The organism is Afipia sp. GAS231 (assembly GCF_900103365.1).
In the GTDB taxonomy this organism is placed as follows: domain Bacteria; phylum Pseudomonadota; class Alphaproteobacteria; order Rhizobiales; family Xanthobacteraceae; genus Bradyrhizobium.
Genome location: NZ_LT629703.1, coordinates 3,980,191 through 4,003,173 on the forward strand (window position 1 = coordinate 3,980,191; position 22,983 = coordinate 4,003,173).

Sequence of the window (22,983 nt, forward strand, 5' to 3'; positions counted from 1 at the left end):
CTCCTCAAGGCGGGCTGCCGAATGACGTACCGACGAGCTTCTCGGACGCATCCCAGAGTCTGGCAGCCGTCGTCGCGTCGCGCGCCTGCGGCATGATCAGGGCGGACGCCGGCGCGCCTCGCAATTCACCGAGCCCTCCGGGTCCGTAATAGGCGCCCGGCTTTGCCTCCGGGCTTGTCGCTGCGAACAGGATCGGCCTCGCGCCGTCGGCCGCGGATTGACCGAATAGCGGCGCGGCGAAATCGGTCGCAAGGGAAATCAGGCCGCCGGGGCCACCGGCGAACAGGTTGGTGCGGGAAAATCCGGGATGGGCGGCGTTGCTGATCAGCTTCCAGCCGGCCGCGTCACTGCGTCGTTGCAGTTCAAGCGCGAAGATCAAGCATGCGAGCTTGGATTGCCCATAGGCCTTCCATGGCGAGTACAGGCGCTCGCCCTGCAGATCGCCGAAATCGATCAACCCGGTCCGGTGCGCCAGGCTGCTGACGCTGACAACCCGTGCGCCGCTCGCCGCGCGCAACAGCGGCAACAGCCGGGCCGTGAGAGCGAAGTGGCCGAGATAGTTCGTTCCGAACTGCATCTCAAAGCCATCCGCCGTGGTTTGCCGGCGGGGTAACGCCATCACGCCGGCATTGTTGACCAGGAGATCAAGCGATTGCCGGGTTTGCATCCGCTGCGCGAAGTCGGCGATCGATGCGAGGCTGGCCAGATCGAGATGTTCGTAGCTTGTTTTGGCGCCGATCACTTCGCGGCTGATCTTCTCGACAGCCGACCGCCCCTTGTTGTCGTCGCGGCCGGTCAGAATGACTTCTGCGCCGGCCTTGGCCAAGGCCTGGGCGGTCTCGTAACCGAGGCCACCCGTGGCCCCGGTGACAACGGCGGTCTTGCCGAGCTGCGAAGGGATTTCAGCCTGTGTCGCCATCGAAGCACCTTGCTCAAGGGATCAAGTCACTTTCGCAAGATCAATTCTATCACGCCTGCGCTACTTGCGGACCAGCGGGATCTGCAGGTTGGTGGGCCGGTTCTGCTCGGTATCAAAGCCGCGGCCGTCGATATTGCGCGCGCCCCAGAACAGCAGATCTCCTCTGAGATAGACCAGATCGTATTCCATGAAATTCGTCCCTTCCTTGAGGGCAAAGGGAACAAACGTCTTTCCGAAGATGCTCTGGGTCGCGTTGACGGCCCACGGCGCGTATCCCGCCGAGGCGACCTTGTTGAGCACATCGGCAAATCCCGCCGCGAGCGGAGTAACTTCGTAGGCCTCATCGGCAATGAAGTTGACCTTCTGCGCCCCCGCAGCGATCGGGTGAGAGCCCTGCCACAGCATGTGCCCGCCAATCTTGAGGCGCGCGAGCGGCACCGCACCGTAAGGGTCCGCCGAGTTGACGATCTCGAGCTCGAACCGGTCGGATGGCAGATATTTGAATGTCCGCTTGAGGTAGAACGGCTTGAGCGAGCCGTCCGCATTCTTGGCGGCGCTTGGCCGCACCTCGGGAGCGATGCTCTCCCAGTTTCCGAGCAGGGCCTGTTTGATCTTCGTGACGTCCGTTTCCATGCCGCTTGCCTTCGGTTGAGTGCTGGGGGACTGCGCCGCGGCTTCGCCCATGGCGGTCATCGCCAGAAGCAACGACAGCGACGCCTTGATGCCTTTGCGCATGCGCATGCCTTCATCTGGTTTGGATCGGAATACGCCCTGCCTGGCGGGCAGACCCCCCGCGTTCAGCGCCCTCCTGCTATAGGAGCGGCTGGTCCGTCTGGAAAAGACTTTGTAAGCTGGCCCCATGCCTGCGAGATATGGGAGGTTGGGATGGAGCTCCGGCACCTGCGCTACTTCGTCGCCGTCGCCGATGCCGGCAGCTTGACCGTTGCCGCCGAACAGAAGCTGCACACGTCGCAGCCGTCGCTGAGCCGGCAAATCCGGGATCTCGAAGAGGAAGTCGGCGTCCAGCTGATGCATCGCAGCGCGCACGGCGTTGAACTGACGTCAGCGGGAAAAGCCTTTCTCGAACATGCACGAATGGCGCTGGTTCAGGCGGAAGCCGCCAAGGAAGCGGCGCTACGTGCAGCTCAGCCGGCGCGACCGACCTTTGCGCTTGGTTTCATGTCGGGGGCCGAAATCGGCTTGTTGCCCGAGGTGGAACGCATCCTTCGCGAGGAGTTTCCCGGCATCGAAATCCGGCTGTCGAGCGATTACTCTCCGGTGCTGGCCAAGACCTTGATGCGGCGCAAGCTCGATGCCGCCTTCATCAGGCCGGAAGAACATATGGAGGATTTGGTCTACAGGCGCGTGCGCACGGACCCGCTGGTGCTTGCTTTTCCGGGCGACCACCGCCTGGCTTCGCTTACAGCGGTTGCGCCGCAAGAGATCGCCAATGAAGCTTTCCTGCTTCCTTCCAAGGCGGCCCCCGCGGTGCGCCGTGTCGTGTTGGCGTATTTCAACCGGGCCGGCATCGATCTCAAGCCGGAGCACGAAGTGCACAATGTCGTCCATGCGATCTCGATGATCACGTCGACGCGCGCGGTGATGCTGTTGCCGGCTTACACGAGGAACTATCTGCCGGAATCAATAGCCACACGTCCGCTGCAGGGAGAAGTACCGACGCTCGACCTGGTTCTCGCCTACCACAAGGCGAACAAGTCGCCGATCCTGAAGCTGCTGCTTTCCATGGTCGGCAAGCTCGCCGGGGTTTCCTAATTGCGCCGGGCTTCTTCGATCAGCCAGTCCCGGAAAGCCGTCAGCGCCGGGTTGGATTCCGAAGAGATCGGATAGACCGCATAATGACAGTGAGAGAGACGCAAGTTGTGTTCGAACAGGCGAACCAGCTTTCCCGCCAGGATATCGGATCGCGTGAACGAGAGACGGCCGAGCGCAATCCCCTGTCCTGCCACGGCGGCTTCCATCAACGCGTTCGTATCGGTGAAGGAGGTCCCTGCGATATCGCGATCAAGCGTCACACCGGCAGACCTGAACCAGGCGCGCCACGACACGTTGCGGTCGATCAGCAGCGGCTCCGATAACATCGATGCAGGGTCCTTCGGCAATCGCCCGTCGTTGAGGCCGGGGCTGCATACCGGAAAAAGCTCTTCATCGAGAAGCTTGATGGCCCGCAGGCCCTTCCAATCGCCGGTGCCGAACCGGATCGCGATGTCGACGCCGTCGGATTTGAAATTGGCCAGCGACTGGCCGGTCTTGATATGCAGATTGATGCTCGGGTAGCGGGCCGTGAAACGGGGAAGGCGCGGAACCAGCCAGCGGGCCGCCATGACCGGCAGCAGGCTTACGGTGATTTCTGCCGCGGTCCGACGAGTCCCGATGTTGCCCAGCGCCGCATTCAGTTCCGAAAACGCGCCTTTGACGCCTGCCTGCAATCTCAGTCCGCCCGGCGTGGCCACCATCCGGTTGCCCTGCCGCTCGAACAGGGTGAGGCCGAGTTCTTCCTCCAGTTGTCTGATGCGCTGGCTGACAGCGCTGTGCGTCACGTGCAATTCGCGCGCCGCTTCGGAGTAGCTGCCGTGGCGGCAAGCCACCTCGAACACCCGCAAGGCTTCCAGCGGCGGTAAACGCGTCATTCGCCAATTGTTAGGAACGCTAACATGTCCTGTCAAATCTTATCGTTCGATGCGCGGTCATCGCGGGACTAATTGCATAGGCTCCAAGATGGAGCGTCAGCCATGCAAGCGTCCTGTGTCCTGTCACCTCAACCGCGCCAGCTTTCGTCATCCACAGCGTGCGGCAAGCCTCGCGCCCGTGCGGTGGAGACGGACGCCCGCACCCAGATGCTGCTGGCGAAGCCGATCGTGCCGACGATCCTGCGGCTTGCCGTGCCCAACTCCACGGTGATGATCGTCCAGATCCTGATTGGATTGCTCGAGGTCTATTTCGTGTCGCGAACGGGCGTCGATGCCCTGGCCGGTGTCTCGCCGGTGTTTCCGCTGGTTTCGCTGGTGGTCGCCGTCGCGCAGGGCGCGCTCGGCGGCGGCATCGTCACGACCGTTGCACGCGTGCTCGGGGCCGGCCGGATCGGCGAGGCCAGCGAATATGCCTGGTACGCCGTCCTGCTGGGCGTTCCGCTCGGCCTTGCGACGACGGCCGTCATGGTGGCGCTGGGTCCGACCCTGTACGCGCACATGGGCGTCTCCGGAAATGCCCTGGAGATCGCCGTCTCTTATTCGCTGATCATTTTTGCGGGCGCCACGGTGATCTGGTTGTTCAACCTGCTGATGGCGGTGGTTCGCGGCACCGGCAACTTGCAGGTTCCGGTGATCGTGGTCTGTGGCGGCGGATTGATGCTTGTCCCGCTTTCGTCGGCACTGATCTTTGGGGCCTTTGGCTATCCGGGGCTTGGTCCCTCGGGCGGCGCCGTCGCGATGCTGGTGTATTATGCGTTGGGAACGTTGGCCTACGCCGCCTATCTCTGGGGTGGGTTTGGCGCGCTCAAGCCGTCGTTTCGCGTGCCAAGACTTTCGCTGGCGCCGGCGCTCGCCATTCTCCGTGTCGGCGGCATGTCGGCCATCGTCTCCTGCACCACGAATCTGACGCTCGCGATCGTTACGGCCTATGTGGCAACGGGCGGCGTCGAGGCCCTGGCCGGCTATGGTGCGGGCTCACGGCTCGAATTTCTTCTGGTGCCGCTGGCCTACGGCATCGGCGGTCCCGTCGGAATCGTGATCAGCGCGAACCTCGGCGCCGGTCAGGTAGAACGAGCCGTAAAGGCATCCTGGATCGGTGTAGCGATGGCCTTCGCCCTGACGGAATTGATCGGACTGACGGCCGCTGCCTTTCCGAAAGCATGGATCGGACTGTTCAGCCAGGATCCATCCGTGCTGCAAGTCGGCGCAGAATACCTGCACCGCGTCGGGCCGTTCTTTGGATTCTTCGGGCTCGGTTATGCTCTTTACTGCGTCGGACAGGCGACCCGGCGCATGGAGGCCTCGGTCCTCGCCGCGCTACTCAGGGCCGCCATCGCGGTGCTCGGCGGCTATGCGGTGGTCTGGCTCAAGGCCGACATTATCTGGAATTTCTTTGCGGTTGCGCTGGGAATGGTCGCTTTTGGCGTGTGCGCGCTGCCACCCTTGCTCCGTCGCTCCGGCTATGAGTAACGCGCCATTTCGATCGACGATTGCCACGCCGTTGCGAGGCGATCGTATTGAGGGGTGCATCCGCCCGGATTTGTCCTTACCCGACCTTGCGTTGCGGCAGGCGCCAGCCCGGACGGACGAAATGGCAGGTGTAGCCGTCGGGATAGCGTTCGAGATAATCCTGATGTTCGGGCTCGGCTTCCCAGAAATCGCCGGCGGCCGCAACTTCGGTGGTGGCCTTGCCGGGCCAGATGCCTGACGCATCGACATCGGCGATGGTGTCGCGGGCGACGCGCTCCTGCTCGGGACTGGTGTAGTAGATCGCCGAGCGATAGCTCATGCCGATGTCGTTGCCCTGACGGTTGCGCGTTGACGGATCGTGGATCTGGAAGAAGAACTCGAGCAGTTGCCGATAACTGAGCAGCCGCGGGTCGAAGACGATCTCGATCGCTTCGGCATGGGTGCCGTGGTTGCGATAGGTGGCGTTGCGAACGTCGCCGCCGGAGTAGCCGACGCGGGTCGAAATCACGCCGCTCATTTTGCGGATCAGATCCTGCATGCCCCAAAAGCATCCACCGGCCAGAACAGCCCGCTCGGTCTTCTCAGCCATCTCGGTTCTCCCTTGGTTTGCCCGACCGGTCCTATGTATGACCGATAGATACCGCGTTCAACGGGTTGCGGGGTGGCGATCAGCTCACGCCGCGCCCGCGAAACTCTCTTGGGCGCTGGATCAAAGGACATGTCGTTTCCACGAGCAAACACCTGCCGGTGATTGTTCACTCATGCGTGACGCAGGCGCATAAAGCCTTAGGTTGTGGTGTAGTTCACATACGCGGGGCTGCGGGGGGTGTAGATATTGGTGGTCGAAACGAACCGCTCACCGATGCCGGGCGCTCCAAAGGGAGCTTCCGGCACCACACAGCCAGGAGCAGGCCATGAGCGAGATGATCCGCGCGACGCCAACTCTGCGAGCACCGATCCGACGATGGCGATCACGTCTCTGTGGCCACTGCGGTGGTCGTCAGCATGAGCCTCTTCGCCGTGATGACAGTTTACGCCTTCTTGCAGTCTGAGGAACGATTCCGAAAAACAGCGGCTCCATTAGAGAGGAGTACACAATGGGTTGGGCTCCGAACTGGGTCGGCGTAAGCGGCGGCGTCGCAGCGCCTGGCACCTCAATTACCTCGATCGCCAGATATCCGCAGCATCTGGATGTCTTCTGCGTGGGCACCGATAACGGGATCTACAGCGCCTGGTGGGATATCGCCACGGGCTGGTCAAACTGGTTCAGGGTCGCCGGCGGTGTTGCGGCCCCGGGGACGACAATCACGGTGGTTGCCCGTAACCCCAACCATCTCGACCTGTTCGCGGTGGGGTCGGACCACGGGATCTACAGCATCTGGTGGGACGCCAACGGTGGATGGGCGGGGAGCTGGTTCAGGGTCGCTGGCGGTACCGCTGCCCCCGGCAGCTCGGTCGCGGCCATCGCCCGCAACCCCAACCATCTCGACTTGTTCGTTGTAGGGACGGACATGAAGATTTACAGCATCTGGTGGGACGCCAACGGCGGATGGGCAGGGAACTGGTTCAACGTGAGCGGCGGGGTCGCGGCCCCCGGTACGTCGATCACGGCGCTTGCCCGCAACCCCAACCATATCGATCTCTTTGCGGTCGGTTCCGACCACGGCATCTACAGCACGTGGTGGGACGTTAATGGGGGATGGGCGAACTGGTTCAGGGTCGCCGGCGGTGCTGCGGCCCCGAACACCTCTATTGCAGCCGTGGCCCGATACCCCACGCACATGGACGTCTTCGCCGTCGGCACCGACCACAAGATCTACAGCATCTGGTGGGACGCCAACGGCGGTTGGGCGGCGAACTGGTTTAACGTCAGTGGCGGGGTTGCCGCGCCCAACACGTCGATCAGCGTCGTTTCCCGCTATCCCAATCACCTCGACGTCTTTGCCGTGGGCACGAATCATGGCGTCTACAGTGTTTGGTGGGACGTCAGCAGCGGGTGGAGCAATTGGTTCCAGATTGCCGGGGGAGTTGTCGCCCCGAACACTTCCGTCAACGCACTAAGCCGCTACCCGGACATCCTGGACGTATTCGTGGTAGGGACAGATCACCACGTCGACACGATCTGGTGGCTCGACGAGATCGACTTCTCGATGCAGCACCAGCAGCAATCGAACTGGTGCTGGGCGGCAACTGCAACCAGCGTCGCGCTGTTCTACAAGCCGGCAAGCGGCTGGACGCAGTGCGCGGTCGCCAACAATGAGCTCGGCCGGAACGACTGCTGTGGTGCGGGGGCGTCCGGGCCGTGCAACGTGCCAAGCTATCTCGACCAGGCACTCGCCGTGGTCGGCCATTTCGACCATTGGGTGGGGACCGTGGCCAGCATCGCCCAGATCGAGACTGAGGTGACGTTCGCGCGCCCGCTTGGGATTAGAGTCGCCTGGTCAGGCGGCGGCGCTCACTTCCTGTGTATCATGGGTCACTATTCCGCCGGAGGGATCGATTGGGTGACCGTCGACGATCCGATCTACGGCCGCTCGAACGTCAACTACGCCACGCTGCAGACCAAGTATCAGGGCAGCGGTACGTGGACGCACACCTACTACTCCAAATATTGAGGAGTTTCCGATGGCCCTTCTCACTCCGTCTCCCCCGTCCCAGGCGACCGAGGCCGTCCAATCGACCTTCCGGAATTTCGCCGAGCACAGAACGTTCAGGATCCCTGCGTTGCGCAAATCTACCGGGCCGCTCCAGCTTGTTGAGCCCCTTCAGGTGTTCACGCTGGGTCTCAACGATCTGGTGGCCAGCAAAGACCTGGAGGCGGCCAAGCCGACCGGATGGCTCTTTCTCGTGCACGACGGCGACAAAGCCGTCGCTTCCGCGGAAGCGGTTCCTACCGGGACCGGTGACGAACAAGTCCTCTCCGCCTTCAATGAAGGCCGCGTCGTCGGCTCAACCGCGGATGCGCTTCGATCAGCGCGTGCGCTGCCCGAGGTGAGCAAGGATGACTTCGAGCCGCGGCTTCTCCGCGTGCCGGGCTTATATGTCACTGCCCTCTGGCTTCATAAGGTCGGCGGACTCGGCGATCTGCTGGTGCCGCTTGACCCATCTCCGGTGGACGCGCAGGTCGGCCAACCGGTTCCCGCCTCCCGGCTGATCGAGGAGCTGAGATACAAGGCCGGCCAAGCCAGCCGAAGCGCGCCATAAATCACGCCGCGCCGGGCGCGCCGACGACAGGTCGCCGCTGACCTCACCGGGCCGTCGACGCCGCGCTCGCGTTCTTCTGCAAGTGCTTCGCCGCGAAATCGAGATACCAGGCGAGGCAGCCGGGATTGGCCATCGCGTCCTTGTTGATGACCTTCTCCAGCGGCTGGCCGAGCAGCAGTTTCTTGATCGGCAGTTCCTGCTTCTTGCCGGACAGCGTTCGCGGGATCTCGGCCACGGCGAAAATCTCGTTGGGAAGAAACCGCCGCGACAGGCCGGCTTCGATCGCATTGTTGATGCGTGTCTGCATCGCGCGATCGAGCGCAATGCCTTCCCGCAACACCACGAACAGCGGCATGTAGCTTTCGCGGCCGAGATATTCGAGGTCGACCACCATCGAGTCCAGCACCTCCGGCAAGGCTTCGATCGCCGAATAGAGTTCGCTGGTGCCCATCCGCAGGCCATGGCGGTTGATGGTGGCGTCGCTGCGGCCATAGATCACGCAGGAGCCGTCGGTGTTGATCTTGAGCCAGTCGCCATGGCGCCAGACCGCGCCGCGGCCGGTACCGTCGAAGTTGTCCGGGTAGGTGTCGAAATAGCTGCCGCGATAGCGCGCATCGCCTTCGTCGTTCCAGAACTTCAGCGGCATCGAGGGCATCGGTTCGGTACAGACGAGTTCGCCGACCTCCTCGATGACGCCGCGGCCCTGTTCGTTGAAGGCCTCCACGGCGGCGCCGAGCAGCCGGCACTGCATCAGGCCCGGCGTCTGCGGCAATTCGGGGTTGGCGCCGATGAAGGCGCCGGCGAAGTCGGTACCGCCGGACATGTTGGCCCAGAAGATGTCGCGTTGCGCGGCGCTGCCATTGGTCTCGGCAAGGCGGGCGAAGCGCGCGCTGAACCATTGCTGGGTGTCGGCCGAGAGCGGCGATCCCGTCGAGCCGAGCGCGCGCAGGCGCGAAAGGTCGCCACTGGCGCCGAGGTCGACGTCGGCCTTGGTGCAACCGGCGAAGAACGCAGCTCCTGCGCCGAAAAACGTCGCCTTCGAGTTTGAGACGAAGCGCCACAACGTTTCCCAGTCCGGATTTTCCTTCGACCCGCTTGGGCTGCCGTCGAAGACGCAGATCGTGGTGCCGTTGAGCAGGCCGGCGACCTGACAATTCCACATGATCCAGCCGGTCGACGAGTACCAGTGATAACGCTCGCCGAACGATTCCTCACCGTAGCTGCAGCCGATATCGTTGTGCAGTACGTTGAGCGGCAGCGCCACGATGACGACGCCGCCGTGGCCGTGCACGATCGGCTTGGGTAACCCCGTCGTGCCGCTGGAATAGACGATCCAGAGCGGATGATCGAACGGCAACCAGTTCGGCTCGAACGCGTCGATCGCGGCGCCGGTCGCCGACAGGATGGTCGACAGCAGGACATCGGAGCCGGCGCCGCGATCCGCGCTGTCACTGTGGATGATGACATGTTCAACTGTTGGCAGCGATCGCCGCAGCTCGTCGATCACCTGCCGCCGGTCGTGTCGCCGGCCGGCATAGGTAACGCCGTCGCAGGCGATCAGAATTTTCGGCTCGATCTGCTTGAAGCGATCGATCACCGCGGGTGCTGCCATATCGGGCGCGCAGACGCTCCACACCGCGCCGATGCTGGCGGTGGCGAGAAAGGCAATGATGGTCTCGGGGATGTTGGGAAGGTAGGCCGCCACGCGATCGCCGGAGCGGACGCCTTGTGCCTTCAGGTGCATTGCCAGCGCCGCCGCCTTGCGCCGCAGTTCGGGCCAGCTTGTTTCCTTCAACACGCCGTCTTCGCCGCAGGCGACGATCGCGGGCTGACCTGCCGCATGCGCCGCTTCGACATGCCGCAGCACCTGGCGCGCATAGTTGACCTGTGCACCCGGAAACCAGACCGCGCCCGGCATCTTGCGCTGCGCCAGCACCGCGCTATGCGGCGTCGGCGATCGCAGGTCGAAATAATCCCAGATGCTTTGCCAGAACGCATCGATCTCGCGAACCGACCATTGCCGCATCGCTTCATAGTCCTGGAAGTGCAGGCCGCGTTGCTCGCCGAGCCATTGGCGGTAACGCGCCATTTGCGGAATGGTCGATGCTGTCATGATCTCTTCTGTTCGTGCTGCCCGGGGACGTCCGCTGTTCAAGCGCCCGCTTTTAACATAGAAGAATCGGCGCAGGAACGTCATGGCGGAAACGTCTTGGCAGCAACGTCTTGACAGCAACGTCTTGGCCGGTTGGCGAAAGCGCTGGAATGCAAATCGGCGAACTCTTCATTCTCGGCTTTTTCGGCAAGACCATTCCGGCGTGGCTGCACCAATTCGCTGAACGTTACGGCCTCGGCGGCGTGATCCTGTTCGACTACTCCTGCCAGACCCGGCAATACGACAACAACATCGAATCCCCCGAGCAGGTGCGCCGGCTCTGCGGCGAGATCGCGCGTCTGCCGTCCCACCCGATGGTGTTCATCGATCAGGAGGGAGGGCTGGTGCGGCGGCTGAAGGAAGGCCGCGGCTTTGCGCCGCTGCCGAGCGCGAAGGAGTTCAACCATCTCGCGGTGGCTCAAAAGCGCAAAATCCTGACCGCGAGTTTTGCCGAGATGCGACAGCTCGGCATTGCCTACGATTTCGCGCCGGTGATTGACGTCGATTACAATCCTGACAATCCCAATATCGGGAGGGTCAAGCGTTCCTACTCCGCCGACATCGCCGAAGTCGAAGCCAATGCGCTATTGGCCAGCGAGGTCGCGCGCGAGCAGCGGATCGGCCTGTGCCTGAAGCACTTTCCCGGCATCGGCGGCGCGCTGGTGGATTCGCACCAGGAGTTCATGGACATTTCGGATTCGCTGGTTCCCGAACAGGAAGAGCTGTTCTATGCGCTGGCGCCCAGAATGTTTGGCGATGCGGTGCTGGTCAGTCACGCCATCGTCCGGCAATGGGACCCCGATCATCCGATGACCTTGTCGGCGGCAGGCCTCGGTCGTCTGCGCAAGCGCCTTCCCGAAACGCTGCTGATCACCGACGACATGCAGATGCAGGGACTGCAGAAGGCGCTGGGAACAAGGGAGGCCAGCCTGCAATCGCTCCGGGCCGGCATGGACATGCTCTGCATCGGCAACAACCTGTTCGACCAGGAGCGGGAAATGGCCGGAATCGCCGAATATATCGGGCAGGGATTGCGCGATGGAACTTTGGCTCCGGCCGCGATCGGGCGATCAATCGAACGAGTCCGCCAGCGAAAGGCGCTTTTGGCTGATACGCCGGCCACGGCGTAATTAATGATGTCGCGATGCCCGGCCAAACCCATGTTGCCTTACGAGGCCATTGAGACTAAAAGCCTTTTTTCAACCCCCGAAAGACCGACGATGGCCCACAATTACGCGATCAATGACGACGTTCACCACCAGTTGCAGGGCCCCCAGGGCCGCGCGACGGTGAAGGAACGAAGCATCTATACCATCGTCTCCTGCCTGCCGATCGAATCCGACGGCCGCCCGCGCTACCGCATCAAGAGCAAGACCGAGAATGTCGAGCGCGTCGTGACCGAGGAACAGATCTCCAGGCTCGGCTGATCCGCCGCTGATCTGAATCAATCAACCATTGCCTATTGCGCCTGCGCCTTGTCGTGCGCCGCGATGCCGATCGCCTTGTAGTCGTAGGTCGGATAAAACTCGGTGTGATAGCTGCCCCAGGCGCTGTTCTCCATGATGCGATTGACCTCGCGTAGCCGCGATGCCGGCAGCCGCAGCGTCACCACCTGTCCGATCCCCATCATCACATACCAGCTGACGACTTCGATGCCGGCCGGCGGGAAAGCCTTGTAATAGCCCTGCCGCTCAAGCTGTGCATTGAGTTCGCTTAGGGGACGGGACTGATCGTGCTTCAGGAACACGGTGAGCAGCACGGCATTGTCCGCCGTCGGCGCGGCATTCTCCGCCGGAGCCGGTGCGGTCTGCGCCAAGACAACTGAACCGAACGAGAGGCCTGAACCAAACGCCAGGGTGCCGGCCAATGCCGCCATTGCGATCCAATATCCCTTGCCTTGCGACATCGCCGTCTCCCGTTTTGATGATTTGCCGATGATTGAGAACCTCGATCATCGCGAGGCCGGCAAAGCCTGTAAATCGTAATCGGCGCAAAATCGCGTCGACGCGGCCGCCGGCGACGGTGTTTCGACGATCGATTGTGAAACAGCTCACAGGGGCGTTGCTGCGTCCGCGCTATCAAAGGCGTTCCGCGGGCCGTCTCGGCCCCCGTGGGTGGAACCGATGAAAACGCGACGGCTGGTTTTTTGGTGGTTCAGGTTCGTGGTCTCGGGACGGTTCCTGGGAAAATTCCTCAAGCGCCCGCGCGCCTGATGTCGCAAAACTTCAACCCCTGCAAAATTTCAACCTTTGCAAAATTTCAACCTTGGAATGTCGCCCGGCGCGCTCGCTCGCGCATCACGCGTAGCTGCACTGCGACAAAGCTGCGCACGTCGTCCAAATCGATCGGGCTCCATTAAGAAGGTAAATGCGATCCCAGTGAAAATACCGGGGGTGGCGCGGTCAGGCGTAAATATATTTGATCCGCAAAATTACGGACTTCGGCGCCAAAATGCGGCGTTTTCGGGTGCTTTTCGCGCGTTTTCGCTAGGTTCCGGCAGCCACGCGGCGAAGTTCGGGGTTTGCCCCGTATTCTTACTGGCGACGAAATTAACCATGAACGAGAATCGAACCGATAACTTAGTTATATGTCACACCCAGACCATCGAGCCGGTGATTCGCACTTTTCAAAGTGGGTGAAAGACATCACGCCCCTGGAAGACAATCTCGACTTTGTCCATCTGTCCGCCGCGCGGGTTCGGGCGACCGAAGAGGCGGGGGCTGCGATCGCCCGGCAGTTGAACGGCCCGTTGACCGCGCTGCTGCTCTACATGAACGAGATCAAGCAGCACAGCCACCAATTTGGGCAAGCGCCCGGCAATCGCGTTTACCTGCAACAGGTCGTCGAAAACGCGCTTCAGCAGACCGAACGTGTCTGCGCCCTGGTCAAGCAGATCTCGGATAGTCATCCGGCGCCGGCTCCCGATTACGATCACCAGCAAGGCCGGGAAAGCCAGGGCGGCCGCAGCAGGGATGTCGGACGTACGTCGGGGGTGATGTTCGCGACCGAGTCGGGCCAGAAGCCGCTGACGAAGCGCGAGCGCGAAGTGCTCAGCCTGATCAGCGAGGGTTGTTCCAACAAGCAGGGCGCCTTGCGAATGAACATCAGCCCGCGGACGTTCGAGAGCCATCGCGCCGAGGCGATGCGCAAGCTCGGCGCCCGCAACACCGCCGATCTCGTGCGCAAGGCGTTGCTGCAGCCCGCCTGATCTCCCAACCATCACGCTCCATACATCCATCGTCGGGCTGGGAGCGCTATGGCCGGCCGACGCACAAAGATGCGCGTTGCGGTGCGGACAGGGCCGTTACTGCCGATGGCGTTTTCGAGCGAAGCATGCCCTCGGACTTGATCCGGGGGTGGACGCCGCTTCGCGTCAAGAAAACGCGTCAATACAAAAGAGCAGAGCCCGGTTCTGATTCAATCAGAACCGATGAGGCTCTAGCAGAGAGAGGCTCTAGCAGAGATCTTCCGCGAAGGACCGGACGCGGGGCGACGGCCGCAACGCGACGGATGCCTTGGGCTCTTCCGGGACGATCGTGATCGTCCAGGCGGCCGGAACGCTCGCTTTGTTTTCCACGATCGATCGAACGTGGCCGGTGACCGCCGAGCCGGCTGCGCGAGCGGTTGCGGTTCTGCCGTTGAACTGCGCGATACGGAAACGCCGCGCTTCTTTCTGATCGCTCGTTTCGAACGTGAACATGAGGTACTCCTTCAGTCCACGCGACTATCGCTACTCAATATTAGCTGATTGTGAAAATCCGACGCCGTAGAAGTACGGCCAGAGCGCACCACGCGCCGGCCCGGCCATGTCAGAAACAGATCTTGTGATGGGTGGGTCTTTGCCGATACCGGCTTGCGGCCGGCGGCGATGCGTTTTCCGTCAGGATGAGGCGTTACACCCCGCCACGATGTCAGTCGGCCGAGCCGCGAAACACGGCTTCCATTTTGGTCTTCAGTGTCGCGGCGTTGAACGGCTTGACGATGTAATTGCTCACGCCGGCCTTCTTCGCCGCGATGACGTTCTCGGTCTTGGATTCCGCCGTGATCATGATGAAGGGCGTCTTCGAGAATTCCGGGCTGGCGCGGACTTCCTTGAGCAGGTCGTAGCCGGTCATCGGTTCCATGTTCCAGTCGGAGATCACGAGGCCGTATCGCTTGGTCTGCAACTTGGCGAGCGCCGCCGATCCGTCGCTGGCGTCGTCGACGTTCTCGAACCCGAGCTGCTTGAGAAGATTGCGGATGATGCGGATCATGGTGCTGTAGTCATCGACCACCAGGATCGGCATCGACAAATCAAAAGCCATGTCTTTAACTCCGCGCAATTCACAAGACGCTGAACACGGGTGAATGCGCGCAGCATGCGAAAGACTTCGCCGCTTATCTCGTACTCGCACCCGTCAGCAACGTGACAATTAACAGGGCTCATTGAACAGCGCGTTAATTCCGGGCCGGACGGGCCGGCCGCGAAACCTGCGGGCTGGTAGTAATTATACGGGGTAAACGGCCGCCGATAGCGGCCTGGCGCAATCCTCGCGCGCAAGACTTTGGAAAGCATATCAGAGCGTTCGGGGCTCAGAAAGATCGGGACTTGGCTGGTGCGCAAGTCGTCACGCCGCGGCGCAGCGGATGCGTGGATGCAGCAGCCTCATGTACTGGGCCTTCACGGTTCCATAGCATTCGCAGGACGTCCGGATCAGGCCGTCCAGATTGGTAATCTCGATATGCCCGCGGCTGTAGTGGATGAAGTTCGCCTGCTGCAGCGTGCTGGCCACCAGCGACACACTGTTGCGGCGCGCGCCGATCATCTGCGCCATCGATTCCTGGGTCAGCACCAGCTTGTCGCTGCCGGACAGGTCGCGCGTCTGCAACAGGCATCGCGCCAGCCGGGATTCCACCGTGTGGGAGGCATTGCAGCCTGCGGTTTGCTGAATCTGCGCATAGACCGCCAGTCCATGCCGGGCCAGCGCGGCGCGGAACATTGCGCTCTGGTCGGCCGCCGCGCGAAGCTGGTCGATGTCGATCGTCGATGCCACCCCGGGTACCAGCACCACCGCGCTGTTGAGCGCGACGGCGTCGCCGAGGGCGGAGAACGAACCGAATATGCTGTCGCGGCCGACCATCGCGATCTGCACGTGTTCGCCGCGTGCGAGCTTGACCACCAGCGAGATCACGCCGCGGTGCGGCAGGTAAGCGCGTTTGAGCGTCTCGTCGACCTCAACCAGCACCATCTCCTGGTGGAGATCGACGGTGCGCAAGTGAGGGCGGATCAATTCAAAGTCGTCCGCAGTCAGCGAAGACAGAAATCCATTCGGTGAACGGGGGGCTGATTCCATAGCAGTCTCCCTGTTTATAGGTATGTCCTTCCAGCTAAGCCTCGTGGCAGACCCTGATGGGCAAAGCCTTGTGGATCAAGCCGTTCCTGCCGGCTGGTTCCCAATGCGTACATTCCTAATCTGGAGATGATGATCCGGGGTCGTAAGCTTGGCAAGGAGAATTGACGGGCCGTTCCGGCGCGGTCGTTAGACGATTGGGGTAGCCTGGCGGCCCGGCGCGGATGTGCCGATGCAATCCTCACGGCGTTACGCCGTACGCCGATCGTTTACGCCTGGATCATTTCGACGGTTTTAAAAAGCGGACACGCGCGCTGAAACGCCGCTGGCGTCTGGTCTGCCTCAGGCGATTGGGTGGGCGCGATAGCACAGGCATTCTGTCGCGTGTCGAAGGCGGGACTCGAACGGTCTCGCACCCGCGACACACCGCGCCGGATGTCGGCTCGAATATTTCCCTGCTCGATTCGACAAAAGGTTGCGTGAGCATCCCTATACACCCTGGAGGGCAGACAGCCTGGTCGATTTGCGGCGGAAATAAGAGTAGCGCACTGATTCGCAAGGCAAAACGCCGCGCGCCGGGCCAGCATTGTGCCGTCGCGGAGCCGTTTGCCGTTGGTTGTTGCCGTGCCTTCGAGTGCCCAAAGCGTGACGGAAACGGCGAAGGAGGCCGCAATGCGTCGCATTCTCGTGGTCGATGATGACCGGCATGTCCGTCTCGCGATTGCCGCGTGGCTGAAAGGATGTGGGTTCAGGGTCGCGGCCGCGGATGGCAGTGCCAACGGTCTGGCTGCGCTGGATGACGCCAGCTTCGATCTGATGATCGCCGATATCCTGATGCCTGACATGCGCGGCTTCGAGTCGATCAGGCTATTTCACCAGCGTGCGCCGACGGTGCCGTTGATTGCGATTTCTGGCTACGTCTTTTCCGGCGCCGAAGCGGACGACCCCGCCTGCCTTAAACTGGCACTCAGCCTTGGGGCGACACGGTGCCTGCGCAAGCCGTTCAGGCCATCGGCGTTGCTCGGCCTGATCGACGAATGCCTGTCGGCAGCCGAGCCGCATCGAAGGCATGTCGCTACGCTTTCCGCCGTCGCCAATGGGTTGTCCGAGCGGAGGTCCGGCACGACGGAACGATTGGACGCAGATTTTCGCGGGGGCTGACATGACTAGAGTGCTCGTCGTCGATGACGATCCCATGGTTTGCATGGCGATCGAGATCTCTCTCGAGCGCCACGGCTTTGAAGTGACGATAGCCGATGGCGGCGATAGCGGGCTTCGCGCGCTGGAAGGCGCGGGCTTCGACCTTATGATCGTCGATATCTTCATGCCGCACATGCGCGGTTTCGAATCGATCAGGATATTCCACGAACGCGCGCCGGCGATTCCGCTGATCGCAATGTCCGGCTACGCCTTCGCCAATCTCGACTCGCCGGCGCCGGACTTTTTGCGCATGGCGCTCGAACTCGGGGCGGCGCGCTGCCTGCGCAAGCCGTTCACGCCGATGGCATTGCTGACCGTCATCAATGAGTGTCTGGCCGAAGCCGGCTCCCGTTTCGCAGGCGTTGTTCGGTAGCCATCGCAGGCTTGGTGTCGCAGGCGTCGCGCGGGCTGCGCGCATGCTGCACGCGTCGTTTAGGATCTGTTCACCATAAACCGGATTGCCGATTTTTTGCGATCGACGGCGTCAACAGCCAGTGATTGCTGGAACGCCAAGACGCCCAAGGAAATCCGGAAGTTGATGAAGCGCGACGAAGCGTTGCTCGCGGCCTGACGCCGGCCTGCGGCCCCGCGACGAAGTTTTCCGGTTCGTCCCGCATGAGCGAGAGGCTTCGCAACGCCCGATAGATCTGAACGCATTTGTTGTAAATTGAACGATGTTTCGGGTCGCGAACGCCACAGCAGAACGCCTCTGCCGCAAGCGATGGAGTGTCGGAGAAATGCTCTCGATGCCTGTGGTTGCAGCGGTCACGTAACCCATCATGTCGTTCGCCCTGCACGCCGTTGGCGAAGCTGCATGCGATCGTGAATGCACGCCGCCGGATAACGAAAGCTCACTTCCTCCGTATTTGCACGGACAACGAAATTAACGTCGTCGTGAAGCCCGAACGGGTATGGCTAGAAGACGACCGTTACATGAACTTGGAAGGCATGCTCTGATGGACGATCTTCTGCGGGAGTTCCTGACCGAGACCAACGAGAGCCTGGATACGGTCGATAATCAGTTGGTGCGGTTCGAGCAGGATCCGACCGACGCCAAGATCCTGGATAACATCTTCCGGCTGGTTCACACGATTAAAGGCACCTGCGGTTTCCTTGGATTACCCCGGCTCGAAGCGCTGGCCCATGCCGGCGAGACCCTGATGGGCAAATTCCGCGACGGCATGCCGGTGACGGCCGGCGCCGTGACGCTGATCCTGTCCTCGATCGACCGCATCAAGGAAATCCTCGCCGGTCTCGAAGCCACCGAAACCGAGCCCGAAGGTACCGACGAAGACCTGATCGAAAAACTGCACGAGATGGCCGAAGGCAAGCATGCCGAGGTTGCGGTTGAGGCAGTGCCCGTGGTCGCAGCACCGCCGGTTGCACCGGCAGCCCCCGCGACCAGCGTAGCCGGCACTTTGGTCGAGCAGGTGCTGGAACGTCCGTTGCGTCCCGGCGAAGTCTCGCTCGACGACCTCGAACGCGCCTTCCGCGAGACCGCCATCGAAGTCGAGCCGGCCGCGCCCGCGCCTGTGGTTGCAGCTGCCCCGGTCGCCAAGGCCGCAGCGCCCGCCGCCGCGCCGGAAGCCGCTCCCGAGCCGCGCGCCAAAGCCAAGGCCGTCAGGAAGCCGGTATCCGCCGAGACCGACGTCCAGGAAGCCGACAAAATCGCCAACCAGTCGATCCGCGTCAACGTGGACACGCTGGAACACCTGATGACCATGGTCTCCGAGCTGGTGCTGACCCGCAACCAGCTTTTGGAGATATCCCGCCGCAACGAGGACACCGAGTTCAAGGTGCCGCTGCAGCGGCTCTCCAACGTCACCGCCGAGCTGCAGGAAGGCGTCATGAAGACGCGGATGCAGCCGATCGGCAACGCCTGGCAGAAGCTGCCGCGCATCGTCCGCGACCTCTCCGGCGAACTCGGCAAGCAGATCGAACTGGAGATGCACGGCGCCGACACCGAGCTGGACCGCCAGGTGCTCGACCTGATCAAGGATCCGTTGACGCACATGGTGCGCAACTCCGCCGACCATGGTCTCGAGACGCCCAGTGAGCGCTCCGCCGCCGGCAAGCCCGAGCAGGGCACCATCCGTCTGTCCGCCTACCATGAAGGCGGCCACATCATCATCTGCATCGCCGACAACGGCCGCGGCCTCAACACCGAGCGGATCAAGGCCAAGGCGGTCCAGAACGGTCTCGTTAGCGAGGCCGATCTGGAGAAGATGACGGAAGCCCAGATCCACAAGTTCATCTTCGCGCCGGGCTTCTCGACCGCGGCCGCCGTCACCTCGGTCTCCGGCCGCGGCGTCGGCATGGACGTGGTGCGCACCAATATCGACCAGATCGGCGGCACCATCGACATCAAGTCGGTGGCCGGCGAGGGCTCAAGTGTCACCATCAAGATCCCGCTGACCTTGGCCATCGTCTCGGCCCTGATCGTCGAAGCCGCCGGCGACCGCTTTGCGATTCCGCAATTGTCTGTGGTCGAGCTGGTCCGCGCCAGGGCCAACTCCGAACACCGCATCGAGCGCATCAAGGACACCGCGGTTCTCAGACTGCGCAACAAGCTGTTGCCGCTGATGCACCTGAAGAAGCTGCTCAAAATTGACGATGGTACTTCTTCCGACCCCGAGAACGGCTTTATCGTGGTCACCCAGGTCGGCAGCCAGACCTTCGGCATCGTGGTCGACGGCGTGTTCCACACCGAAGAAATCGTGGTCAAGCCGATGTCGACCAAACTGCGGCACATCGACATGTTCTCCGGCAACACCATTCTGGGTGACGGCGCCGTGATCATGATCATCGACCCCAACGGCATTGCCAAGGCGCTGGGCGCGGCCGGCTCCGCCTCGCGCGATCTCGCCGACGACCATGCCGCGGCGCACGCCTCCTCGGGCGAGCAGCTGACCTCGCTCTTGGTGTTCCGCGCCGGCTCGAACCAGCCCAAGGCGGTGCCGCTCGGGCTCGTCACCCGTCTGGAGGAGATCGCCACCGACAAGATCGAACTCAGTAACGGCCGCTACATGGTGCAGTACCGCGAGCAGCTGATGCCGCTGGTGCAGATGGACGGGGTCACCGTTCAAACGTCAGGCTCGCAGCCGATCCTGGTGTTCGCCGACGACGGCCGCTCGATGGGTCTCGTGGTCGACGAGATCATCGACATCGTCGAGGAGCGGCTGCACATCGAGGTGGCGGGCTCGCAGTCCGGCATCCTGGGTTCGGCCGTGATCAAGGGCCAGGCCACCGAAGTGATCGACGTCGGCCACTTCCTGCCGATGGCGTTTGCCGACTGGTTCTCGCGCAAGGAGATGCGGCCGTCGATGTCGTCGCAGTCGGTGCTGCTGGTCGACGATAGCGCCTTCTTCCGCAACATGCTGGCCCCGGTACTCAAGGCGGCCGGTTACAAGGTGCGGGTCGCCCCCAACGCCCAGGAAGGCCTCACCGCGCTGCGCTCGGGCCAGGTGTTCGACGTGGTGCTGACCGACATCGAAATGCCCGACATGAACGGGTTCGAGTTTGCGGAAGTTATCCGAGCCGACCAGCACTTGAGTGCGATGCCGATCATCGCGTTGTCCTCGATGGTGTCGCCGGCGGCGATCGAGCGCGGCCGGCAGGCCGGCTTCCACGACTATGTCGCCAAGTTCGACCGTCCGGGCCTGATCGCGGCGCTGAAGGAACAGACCGCCGCTCCCGAGATCAAGCACGCGGCATAAGCAAGCTTAGCCGGGGCATAAGGGCAATACATCATGACAACGACCAAGACCGACACCATCGAGGGCACCGTGGCCGAATACGTCACCGCTTTTATCGGCGGGCAATTGTTCGGCCTGCCGATCTCGCGGGTCCAGGACGTGTTCATGCCGGAACGGCTGACGCGGGTTCCGCTGTCGTCGGCGGAGATCGCCGGCGTGCTCAACCTGCGCGGCCGCATCGTCACCGTGGTCGACATGCGCGCCCGGCTGGGGCTGCCCAAGAACGACGACGGCAAGCCGCCGATGGCGGTTGGTGTCGACCTGCGCGGCGAGTCCTACGGGCTCTTGATCGACCAGATCGGCGAGGTCCTGCGGCTCCGCGACGACGGCCGCGAGGAAAACCCCGTCAATCTCGATCCCCGCATGGCCAAGCTCGCCGGCGGCGTTCACCGCCTCGAAGGTCAGCTCATGGTCGTCCTCGACGTCGATCGCGTCCTCGAAATCGTGCCCAAAGTAGTCCTCGCAGCATAACCCGATTGGCATGCGCCGTTCGTCAGACCAGGAGGCCAAGAAATGAAAACCTGTCTCGTCGTCGATGATTCCAGCATCGTACGTAAAATTGCGCGCCGCATCCTGGAAGAACTGCAGTTCAGCGTCGTCGAAGCCGAAGACGGCGTCGACGCGCTTGTCGTCTGCAAACGCGCGATGCCGGAAGCCATCCTGCTCGACTGGAACATGCCCGTGATCGACGGCTACCAGTTCCTCGGCCATCTGCGCCGCATGCCTGGCGGTGATACGCCCAAGGTGGTGTTCTGCACCACCGAGACCAGCATCGACCACATCTCGCGTGCGATCGACGGCGGTGCCAACGAATACATCATGAAGCCGTTCGACAAAGGCATCGTTGCCGCGAAATTCGCGGAAGTCGGCCTGATCGAGTTGATGGAACCAACGGCCTAATCCTTTCCGCTTGCCCTTGAGAGGCCCCTGTGACGCCGCCAGACTATGAGTATCTGCGTAAGCTCTTGAAGGATCATTCCGGTCTCGACCTGTCCGCAGACAAGCAATATCTGATCGAAAGCCGTCTGCTTCCGCTGTCGCGCAAATGCGGCCTGCCCGGCATCAGCGAACTCGTGCAAAAAATGAAGGGTGGCTCGTCCACCCTGATTGCCCAGGTGGTCGAAGCCATGACCACCAACGAAACCTTCTTCTTCCGCGACAAGGTGCCGTTCGATCACTTCCGCGATTCGATCATGCCCGAGATGATGAAGGCGCGCGCCAATCGCAAGAGCATCCGGATCTGGTGTGCGGCCGGTTCGACCGGCCAGGAGCCGTATTCGCTGGCGATGAGCCTGAAGGACATGAGCGCGCAGCTTGCCGGATGGCGGGTCGAAATCATCGCGACCGACCTGTCCCAGGAAGTGCTGGAGAAATCCAAGGCCGGCATCTACAGCCAGTTCGAGGTGCAGCGCGGCCTGCCGATCCAGTTGCTGGTGAAACATTTCAAGCAGAACGGCGAGTTGTGGCAGATCGGCGCCGACATCCGCGCCATGGTTCAGCACCGCCAGCTCAACCTGCTGCACGATTTTTCCCAGCTCGGGGTATTCGACATCATCTTCTGCCGCAACGTGCTGATCTATTTCGACCAGGACACCAAGATCAACATCTTCGGCCGTCTCGCCAAGACGATGGAACAGGATGGCTTCCTGGTGCTGGGTGCGGCGGAAACGGTTGTCGGCCTGACCGATGTGTTCAAGCCGTTCCCGGACAAGCGCGGGCTCTACCGGCCGACCGGCGCGCGCGCGACCGTTGCGCCGGTCGCAACAGCAACGCCAAAAGTCGCGGCGATGGCAGGACGTTGAGGAAATGTCGGAAGACAACAAGGGAATGGAGCGCGTCACCTTCAGCCGGGGCTATGATGTCTGCATCATGGCCATCGACGGCACGTGGCGCCGCGATTGCCAGCTTAACGCAATCTCGGATATCGACGCGACCCTGACCGTTGAAGGTTCGATCCAGGGCCTCAATCTCAAGGAGTTCTTCCTGTTGCTGTCGTCGACCGGCCTTGCCTACCGCCGATGCGAACTGGTTCGCGTCAACGGCACCGAAATGGACATCCATTTCCTGAGGGGTAAGCACGCCAAGAAGCGGTCGGGCACGGCCAAAAATGAAGAGATGTCGAACTAAGGCCATCGCGCCGCGCGCTAAGGCTTACCCGCGGACCGGATCCGCGGGCGGACACCTGTTTTGCTTCAGATAACAGCCTCACATGCTCTGACGGGACTCTCACGCCAATCGCCTGGCC

General features: G+C 62.2%; 23 protein-coding genes. 14 read left to right on the forward strand and 9 right to left on the reverse strand.

Going from position 1 to position 22,983, the window contains the following annotated elements; genetic code table 11:
• Positions 1–4 precede the first annotated feature (4 nt).
• Together BLS26_RS18820 and BLS26_RS18825 are read right to left on the reverse strand one after the other, a co-directional pair.
• The gene (locus BLS26_RS18820; RefSeq protein ID WP_092513570.1) at positions 5–919 is read right to left on the reverse strand and encodes an SDR family oxidoreductase; all 915 of its coding nucleotides are present in this window, start codon (positions 917–919) and stop codon (positions 5–7) included.
• Between the two features lie 60 nt (positions 920–979).
• Positions 980–1,660, reverse strand: a complete 681-nt coding sequence (locus BLS26_RS18825) for a hypothetical protein (RefSeq protein ID WP_244541620.1) — start codon at positions 1,658–1,660, stop codon at positions 980–982.
• A gap of 144 nt (positions 1,661–1,804) precedes the next feature.
• On the opposite strand from BLS26_RS18825, the gene BLS26_RS18830 reads away from it, so the two are divergent.
• The gene (locus BLS26_RS18830) at positions 1,805–2,692 is read left to right on the forward strand and encodes a LysR substrate-binding domain-containing protein (protein ID WP_092513572.1); all 888 of its coding nucleotides are present in this window, start codon (positions 1,805–1,807) and stop codon (positions 2,690–2,692) included.
• Here BLS26_RS18830 and BLS26_RS18835 read toward each other — a convergent pair.
• Complete coding sequence (locus BLS26_RS18835; RefSeq protein ID WP_244542009.1) at positions 2,689–3,534, reverse strand: LysR substrate-binding domain-containing protein; 846 nt, start codon at positions 3,532–3,534, stop codon at positions 2,689–2,691. The genes BLS26_RS18830 and BLS26_RS18835 overlap by 4 nt on opposite strands.
• A gap of 135 nt (positions 3,535–3,669) precedes the next feature.
• Here BLS26_RS18835 and BLS26_RS18840 point away from each other — a divergent pair, with 135 nt between their 5' ends.
• The gene (locus BLS26_RS18840; RefSeq protein ID WP_092513576.1) at positions 3,670–5,097 is read left to right on the forward strand and encodes an MATE family efflux transporter; all 1,428 of its coding nucleotides are present in this window, start codon (positions 3,670–3,672) and stop codon (positions 5,095–5,097) included.
• Positions 5,098–5,173: 76 nt separating this feature from the next.
• Here BLS26_RS18840 and msrA read toward each other — a convergent pair whose 3' ends face one another.
• A complete protein-coding gene (msrA, locus tag BLS26_RS18845; RefSeq protein ID WP_092513578.1) occupies positions 5,174–5,686 on the reverse strand; it encodes a peptide-methionine (S)-S-oxide reductase MsrA in 513 nt (170 codons plus the stop codon).
• A gap of 508 nt (positions 5,687–6,194) precedes the next feature.
• Here msrA and BLS26_RS18850 point away from each other — a divergent pair.
• A complete protein-coding gene (locus BLS26_RS18850; RefSeq protein WP_092513580.1) occupies positions 6,195–7,712 on the forward strand; it encodes a papain-like cysteine protease family protein in 1,518 nt (505 codons plus the stop codon).
• A gap of 10 nt (positions 7,713–7,722) precedes the next feature.
• On the forward strand, positions 7,723–8,301 hold the full coding sequence (locus BLS26_RS18855; protein ID WP_157676493.1) for a hypothetical protein: 579 nt from the start codon (positions 7,723–7,725) through the stop codon (positions 8,299–8,301).
• Between the two features lie 43 nt (positions 8,302–8,344).
• Here the strand turns inward: BLS26_RS18855 and BLS26_RS18860 are convergent, their stop codons facing one another.
• Positions 8,345–10,414 carry an acetoacetate--CoA ligase gene (locus BLS26_RS18860; RefSeq protein WP_092513584.1) on the reverse strand — a complete coding sequence of 690 codons (2,070 nt, stop codon included), beginning with the start codon at positions 10,412–10,414 and terminating at the stop codon, positions 8,345–8,347.
• A 149-nt stretch (positions 10,415–10,563) separates the two neighbouring features.
• Between BLS26_RS18860 and BLS26_RS18865 the strand changes: the two genes are divergently transcribed.
• A complete protein-coding gene (locus tag BLS26_RS18865; protein WP_092513586.1) occupies positions 10,564–11,583 on the forward strand; it encodes a glycoside hydrolase family 3 N-terminal domain-containing protein in 1,020 nt (339 codons plus the stop codon).
• A 90-nt stretch (positions 11,584–11,673) separates the two neighbouring features.
• Positions 11,674–11,880 (forward strand): hypothetical protein, encoded by a 207-nt coding sequence (locus BLS26_RS18870; protein ID WP_092513588.1) that lies wholly within the window; start codon positions 11,674–11,676, stop codon positions 11,878–11,880.
• Between the two features lie 32 nt (positions 11,881–11,912).
• On the opposite strand, the gene BLS26_RS18875 is transcribed toward BLS26_RS18870, so the two are convergent.
• On the reverse strand, positions 11,913–12,359 hold the full coding sequence (locus BLS26_RS18875; RefSeq protein WP_092513590.1) for a hypothetical protein: 447 nt from the start codon (positions 12,357–12,359) through the stop codon (positions 11,913–11,915).
• 681 nt (positions 12,360–13,040) lie between these two features.
• On the opposite strand from BLS26_RS18875, the gene BLS26_RS18880 reads away from it, so the two are divergent.
• Positions 13,041–13,661 (forward strand): helix-turn-helix transcriptional regulator, encoded by a 621-nt coding sequence (locus tag BLS26_RS18880; protein ID WP_092513592.1) that lies wholly within the window; start codon positions 13,041–13,043, stop codon positions 13,659–13,661.
• Positions 13,662–13,907: 246 nt separating this feature from the next.
• Here BLS26_RS18880 and BLS26_RS18885 read toward each other — a convergent pair whose 3' ends face one another.
• The 3 genes from BLS26_RS18885 to BLS26_RS18895 form a co-directional block, all read right to left on the reverse strand.
• Positions 13,908–14,153, reverse strand: coding sequence for a hypothetical protein (locus BLS26_RS18885; RefSeq protein WP_092513594.1), 246 nt, complete (start codon positions 14,151–14,153; stop codon positions 13,908–13,910).
• A gap of 211 nt (positions 14,154–14,364) precedes the next feature.
• Positions 14,365–14,757, reverse strand: a complete 393-nt coding sequence (locus BLS26_RS18890; protein WP_092513596.1) for a response regulator — start codon at positions 14,755–14,757, stop codon at positions 14,365–14,367.
• 303 nt (positions 14,758–15,060) lie between these two features.
• Positions 15,061–15,786 carry a Crp/Fnr family transcriptional regulator gene (locus BLS26_RS18895; protein ID WP_092513598.1) on the reverse strand — a complete coding sequence of 242 codons (726 nt, stop codon included), beginning with the start codon at positions 15,784–15,786 and terminating at the stop codon, positions 15,061–15,063.
• Between the two features lie 669 nt (positions 15,787–16,455).
• Between BLS26_RS18895 and BLS26_RS18900 the strand changes: the two genes are divergently transcribed.
• The 7 genes from BLS26_RS18900 (at position 16,456) to BLS26_RS18930 (ending at position 22,865) form a co-directional block, all read left to right on the forward strand.
• A complete protein-coding gene (locus tag BLS26_RS18900) occupies positions 16,456–16,944 on the forward strand; it encodes a response regulator (protein WP_092513600.1) in 489 nt (162 codons plus the stop codon).
• A 1-nt stretch (position 16,945) separates the two neighbouring features.
• Positions 16,946–17,356, forward strand: a complete 411-nt coding sequence (locus tag BLS26_RS18905; RefSeq protein ID WP_092513602.1) for a response regulator — start codon at positions 16,946–16,948, stop codon at positions 17,354–17,356.
• A 583-nt stretch (positions 17,357–17,939) separates the two neighbouring features.
• Positions 17,940–20,699 carry a hybrid sensor histidine kinase/response regulator gene (locus BLS26_RS18910; protein ID WP_092513604.1) on the forward strand — a complete coding sequence of 920 codons (2,760 nt, stop codon included), beginning with the start codon at positions 17,940–17,942 and terminating at the stop codon, positions 20,697–20,699.
• A gap of 33 nt (positions 20,700–20,732) precedes the next feature.
• On the forward strand, positions 20,733–21,209 hold the full coding sequence (locus BLS26_RS18915; protein WP_092513606.1) for a chemotaxis protein CheW: 477 nt from the start codon (positions 20,733–20,735) through the stop codon (positions 21,207–21,209).
• A gap of 42 nt (positions 21,210–21,251) precedes the next feature.
• Complete coding sequence (locus BLS26_RS18920; protein WP_092513608.1) at positions 21,252–21,638, forward strand: PleD family two-component system response regulator; 387 nt, start codon at positions 21,252–21,254, stop codon at positions 21,636–21,638.
• Positions 21,639–21,667: 29 nt separating this feature from the next.
• Positions 21,668–22,540 carry a protein-glutamate O-methyltransferase CheR gene (locus BLS26_RS18925; RefSeq protein ID WP_092513610.1) on the forward strand — a complete coding sequence of 291 codons (873 nt, stop codon included), beginning with the start codon at positions 21,668–21,670 and terminating at the stop codon, positions 22,538–22,540.
• 4 nt (positions 22,541–22,544) lie between these two features.
• Positions 22,545–22,865: a pilus assembly protein PilZ gene (locus tag BLS26_RS18930; protein ID WP_092513612.1), complete on the forward strand. Its 321-nt coding sequence runs from the start codon at positions 22,545–22,547 to the stop codon at positions 22,863–22,865.
• Positions 22,866–22,983: the final 118 nt, after the last annotated feature.

Bases quoted from the DNA above. Each gene is read 5' to 3' on its own strand.
- BLS26_RS18820 (WP_092513570.1), bottom strand. From the start codon at position 919: ATGGCGACACAGGCTGAAATCCCTTCGCAGCTCGGCAAGACCGCCGTT.
- BLS26_RS18895 (WP_092513598.1), bottom strand. From the start codon at position 15,786: ATGGAATCAGCCCCCCGTTCACCGAATGGATTTCTGTCTTCGCTGACT.
- BLS26_RS18920 (WP_092513608.1), top strand. From the start codon at position 21,252: ATGAAAACCTGTCTCGTCGTCGATGATTCCAGCATCGTACGTAAAATT.
- BLS26_RS18860 (WP_092513584.1), bottom strand. From the start codon at position 10,414: ATGACAGCATCGACCATTCCGCAAATGGCGCGTTACCGCCAATGGCTC.
- BLS26_RS18855 (WP_157676493.1), top strand. From the start codon at position 7,723: ATGGCCCTTCTCACTCCGTCTCCCCCGTCCCAGGCGACCGAGGCCGTC.
- BLS26_RS18915 (WP_092513606.1), top strand. From the start codon at position 20,733: ATGACAACGACCAAGACCGACACCATCGAGGGCACCGTGGCCGAATAC.
- BLS26_RS18880 (WP_092513592.1), top strand. From the start codon at position 13,041: ATGTCACACCCAGACCATCGAGCCGGTGATTCGCACTTTTCAAAGTGG.
- BLS26_RS18930 (WP_092513612.1), top strand. From the start codon at position 22,545: ATGTCGGAAGACAACAAGGGAATGGAGCGCGTCACCTTCAGCCGGGGC.
- BLS26_RS18885 (WP_092513594.1), bottom strand. From the start codon at position 14,153: ATGTTCACGTTCGAAACGAGCGATCAGAAAGAAGCGCGGCGTTTCCGT.
- BLS26_RS18865 (WP_092513586.1), top strand. From the start codon at position 10,564: ATGCAAATCGGCGAACTCTTCATTCTCGGCTTTTTCGGCAAGACCATT.
- BLS26_RS18840 (WP_092513576.1), top strand. From the start codon at position 3,670: ATGCAAGCGTCCTGTGTCCTGTCACCTCAACCGCGCCAGCTTTCGTCA.
- BLS26_RS18900 (WP_092513600.1), top strand. From the start codon at position 16,456: ATGCGTCGCATTCTCGTGGTCGATGATGACCGGCATGTCCGTCTCGCG.
- BLS26_RS18910 (WP_092513604.1), top strand. From the start codon at position 17,940: ATGGACGATCTTCTGCGGGAGTTCCTGACCGAGACCAACGAGAGCCTG.
- BLS26_RS18830 (WP_092513572.1), top strand. From the start codon at position 1,805: ATGGAGCTCCGGCACCTGCGCTACTTCGTCGCCGTCGCCGATGCCGGC.
- BLS26_RS18825 (WP_244541620.1), bottom strand. From the start codon at position 1,660: ATGCGCATGCGCAAAGGCATCAAGGCGTCGCTGTCGTTGCTTCTGGCG.
- BLS26_RS18890 (WP_092513596.1), bottom strand. From the start codon at position 14,757: ATGGCTTTTGATTTGTCGATGCCGATCCTGGTGGTCGATGACTACAGC.
- BLS26_RS18875 (WP_092513590.1), bottom strand. From the start codon at position 12,359: ATGTCGCAAGGCAAGGGATATTGGATCGCAATGGCGGCATTGGCCGGC.
- msrA (WP_092513578.1), bottom strand. From the start codon at position 5,686: ATGGCTGAGAAGACCGAGCGGGCTGTTCTGGCCGGTGGATGCTTTTGG.
- BLS26_RS18905 (WP_092513602.1), top strand. From the start codon at position 16,946: ATGACTAGAGTGCTCGTCGTCGATGACGATCCCATGGTTTGCATGGCG.
- BLS26_RS18850 (WP_092513580.1), top strand. From the start codon at position 6,195: ATGGGTTGGGCTCCGAACTGGGTCGGCGTAAGCGGCGGCGTCGCAGCG.
- BLS26_RS18870 (WP_092513588.1), top strand. From the start codon at position 11,674: ATGGCCCACAATTACGCGATCAATGACGACGTTCACCACCAGTTGCAG.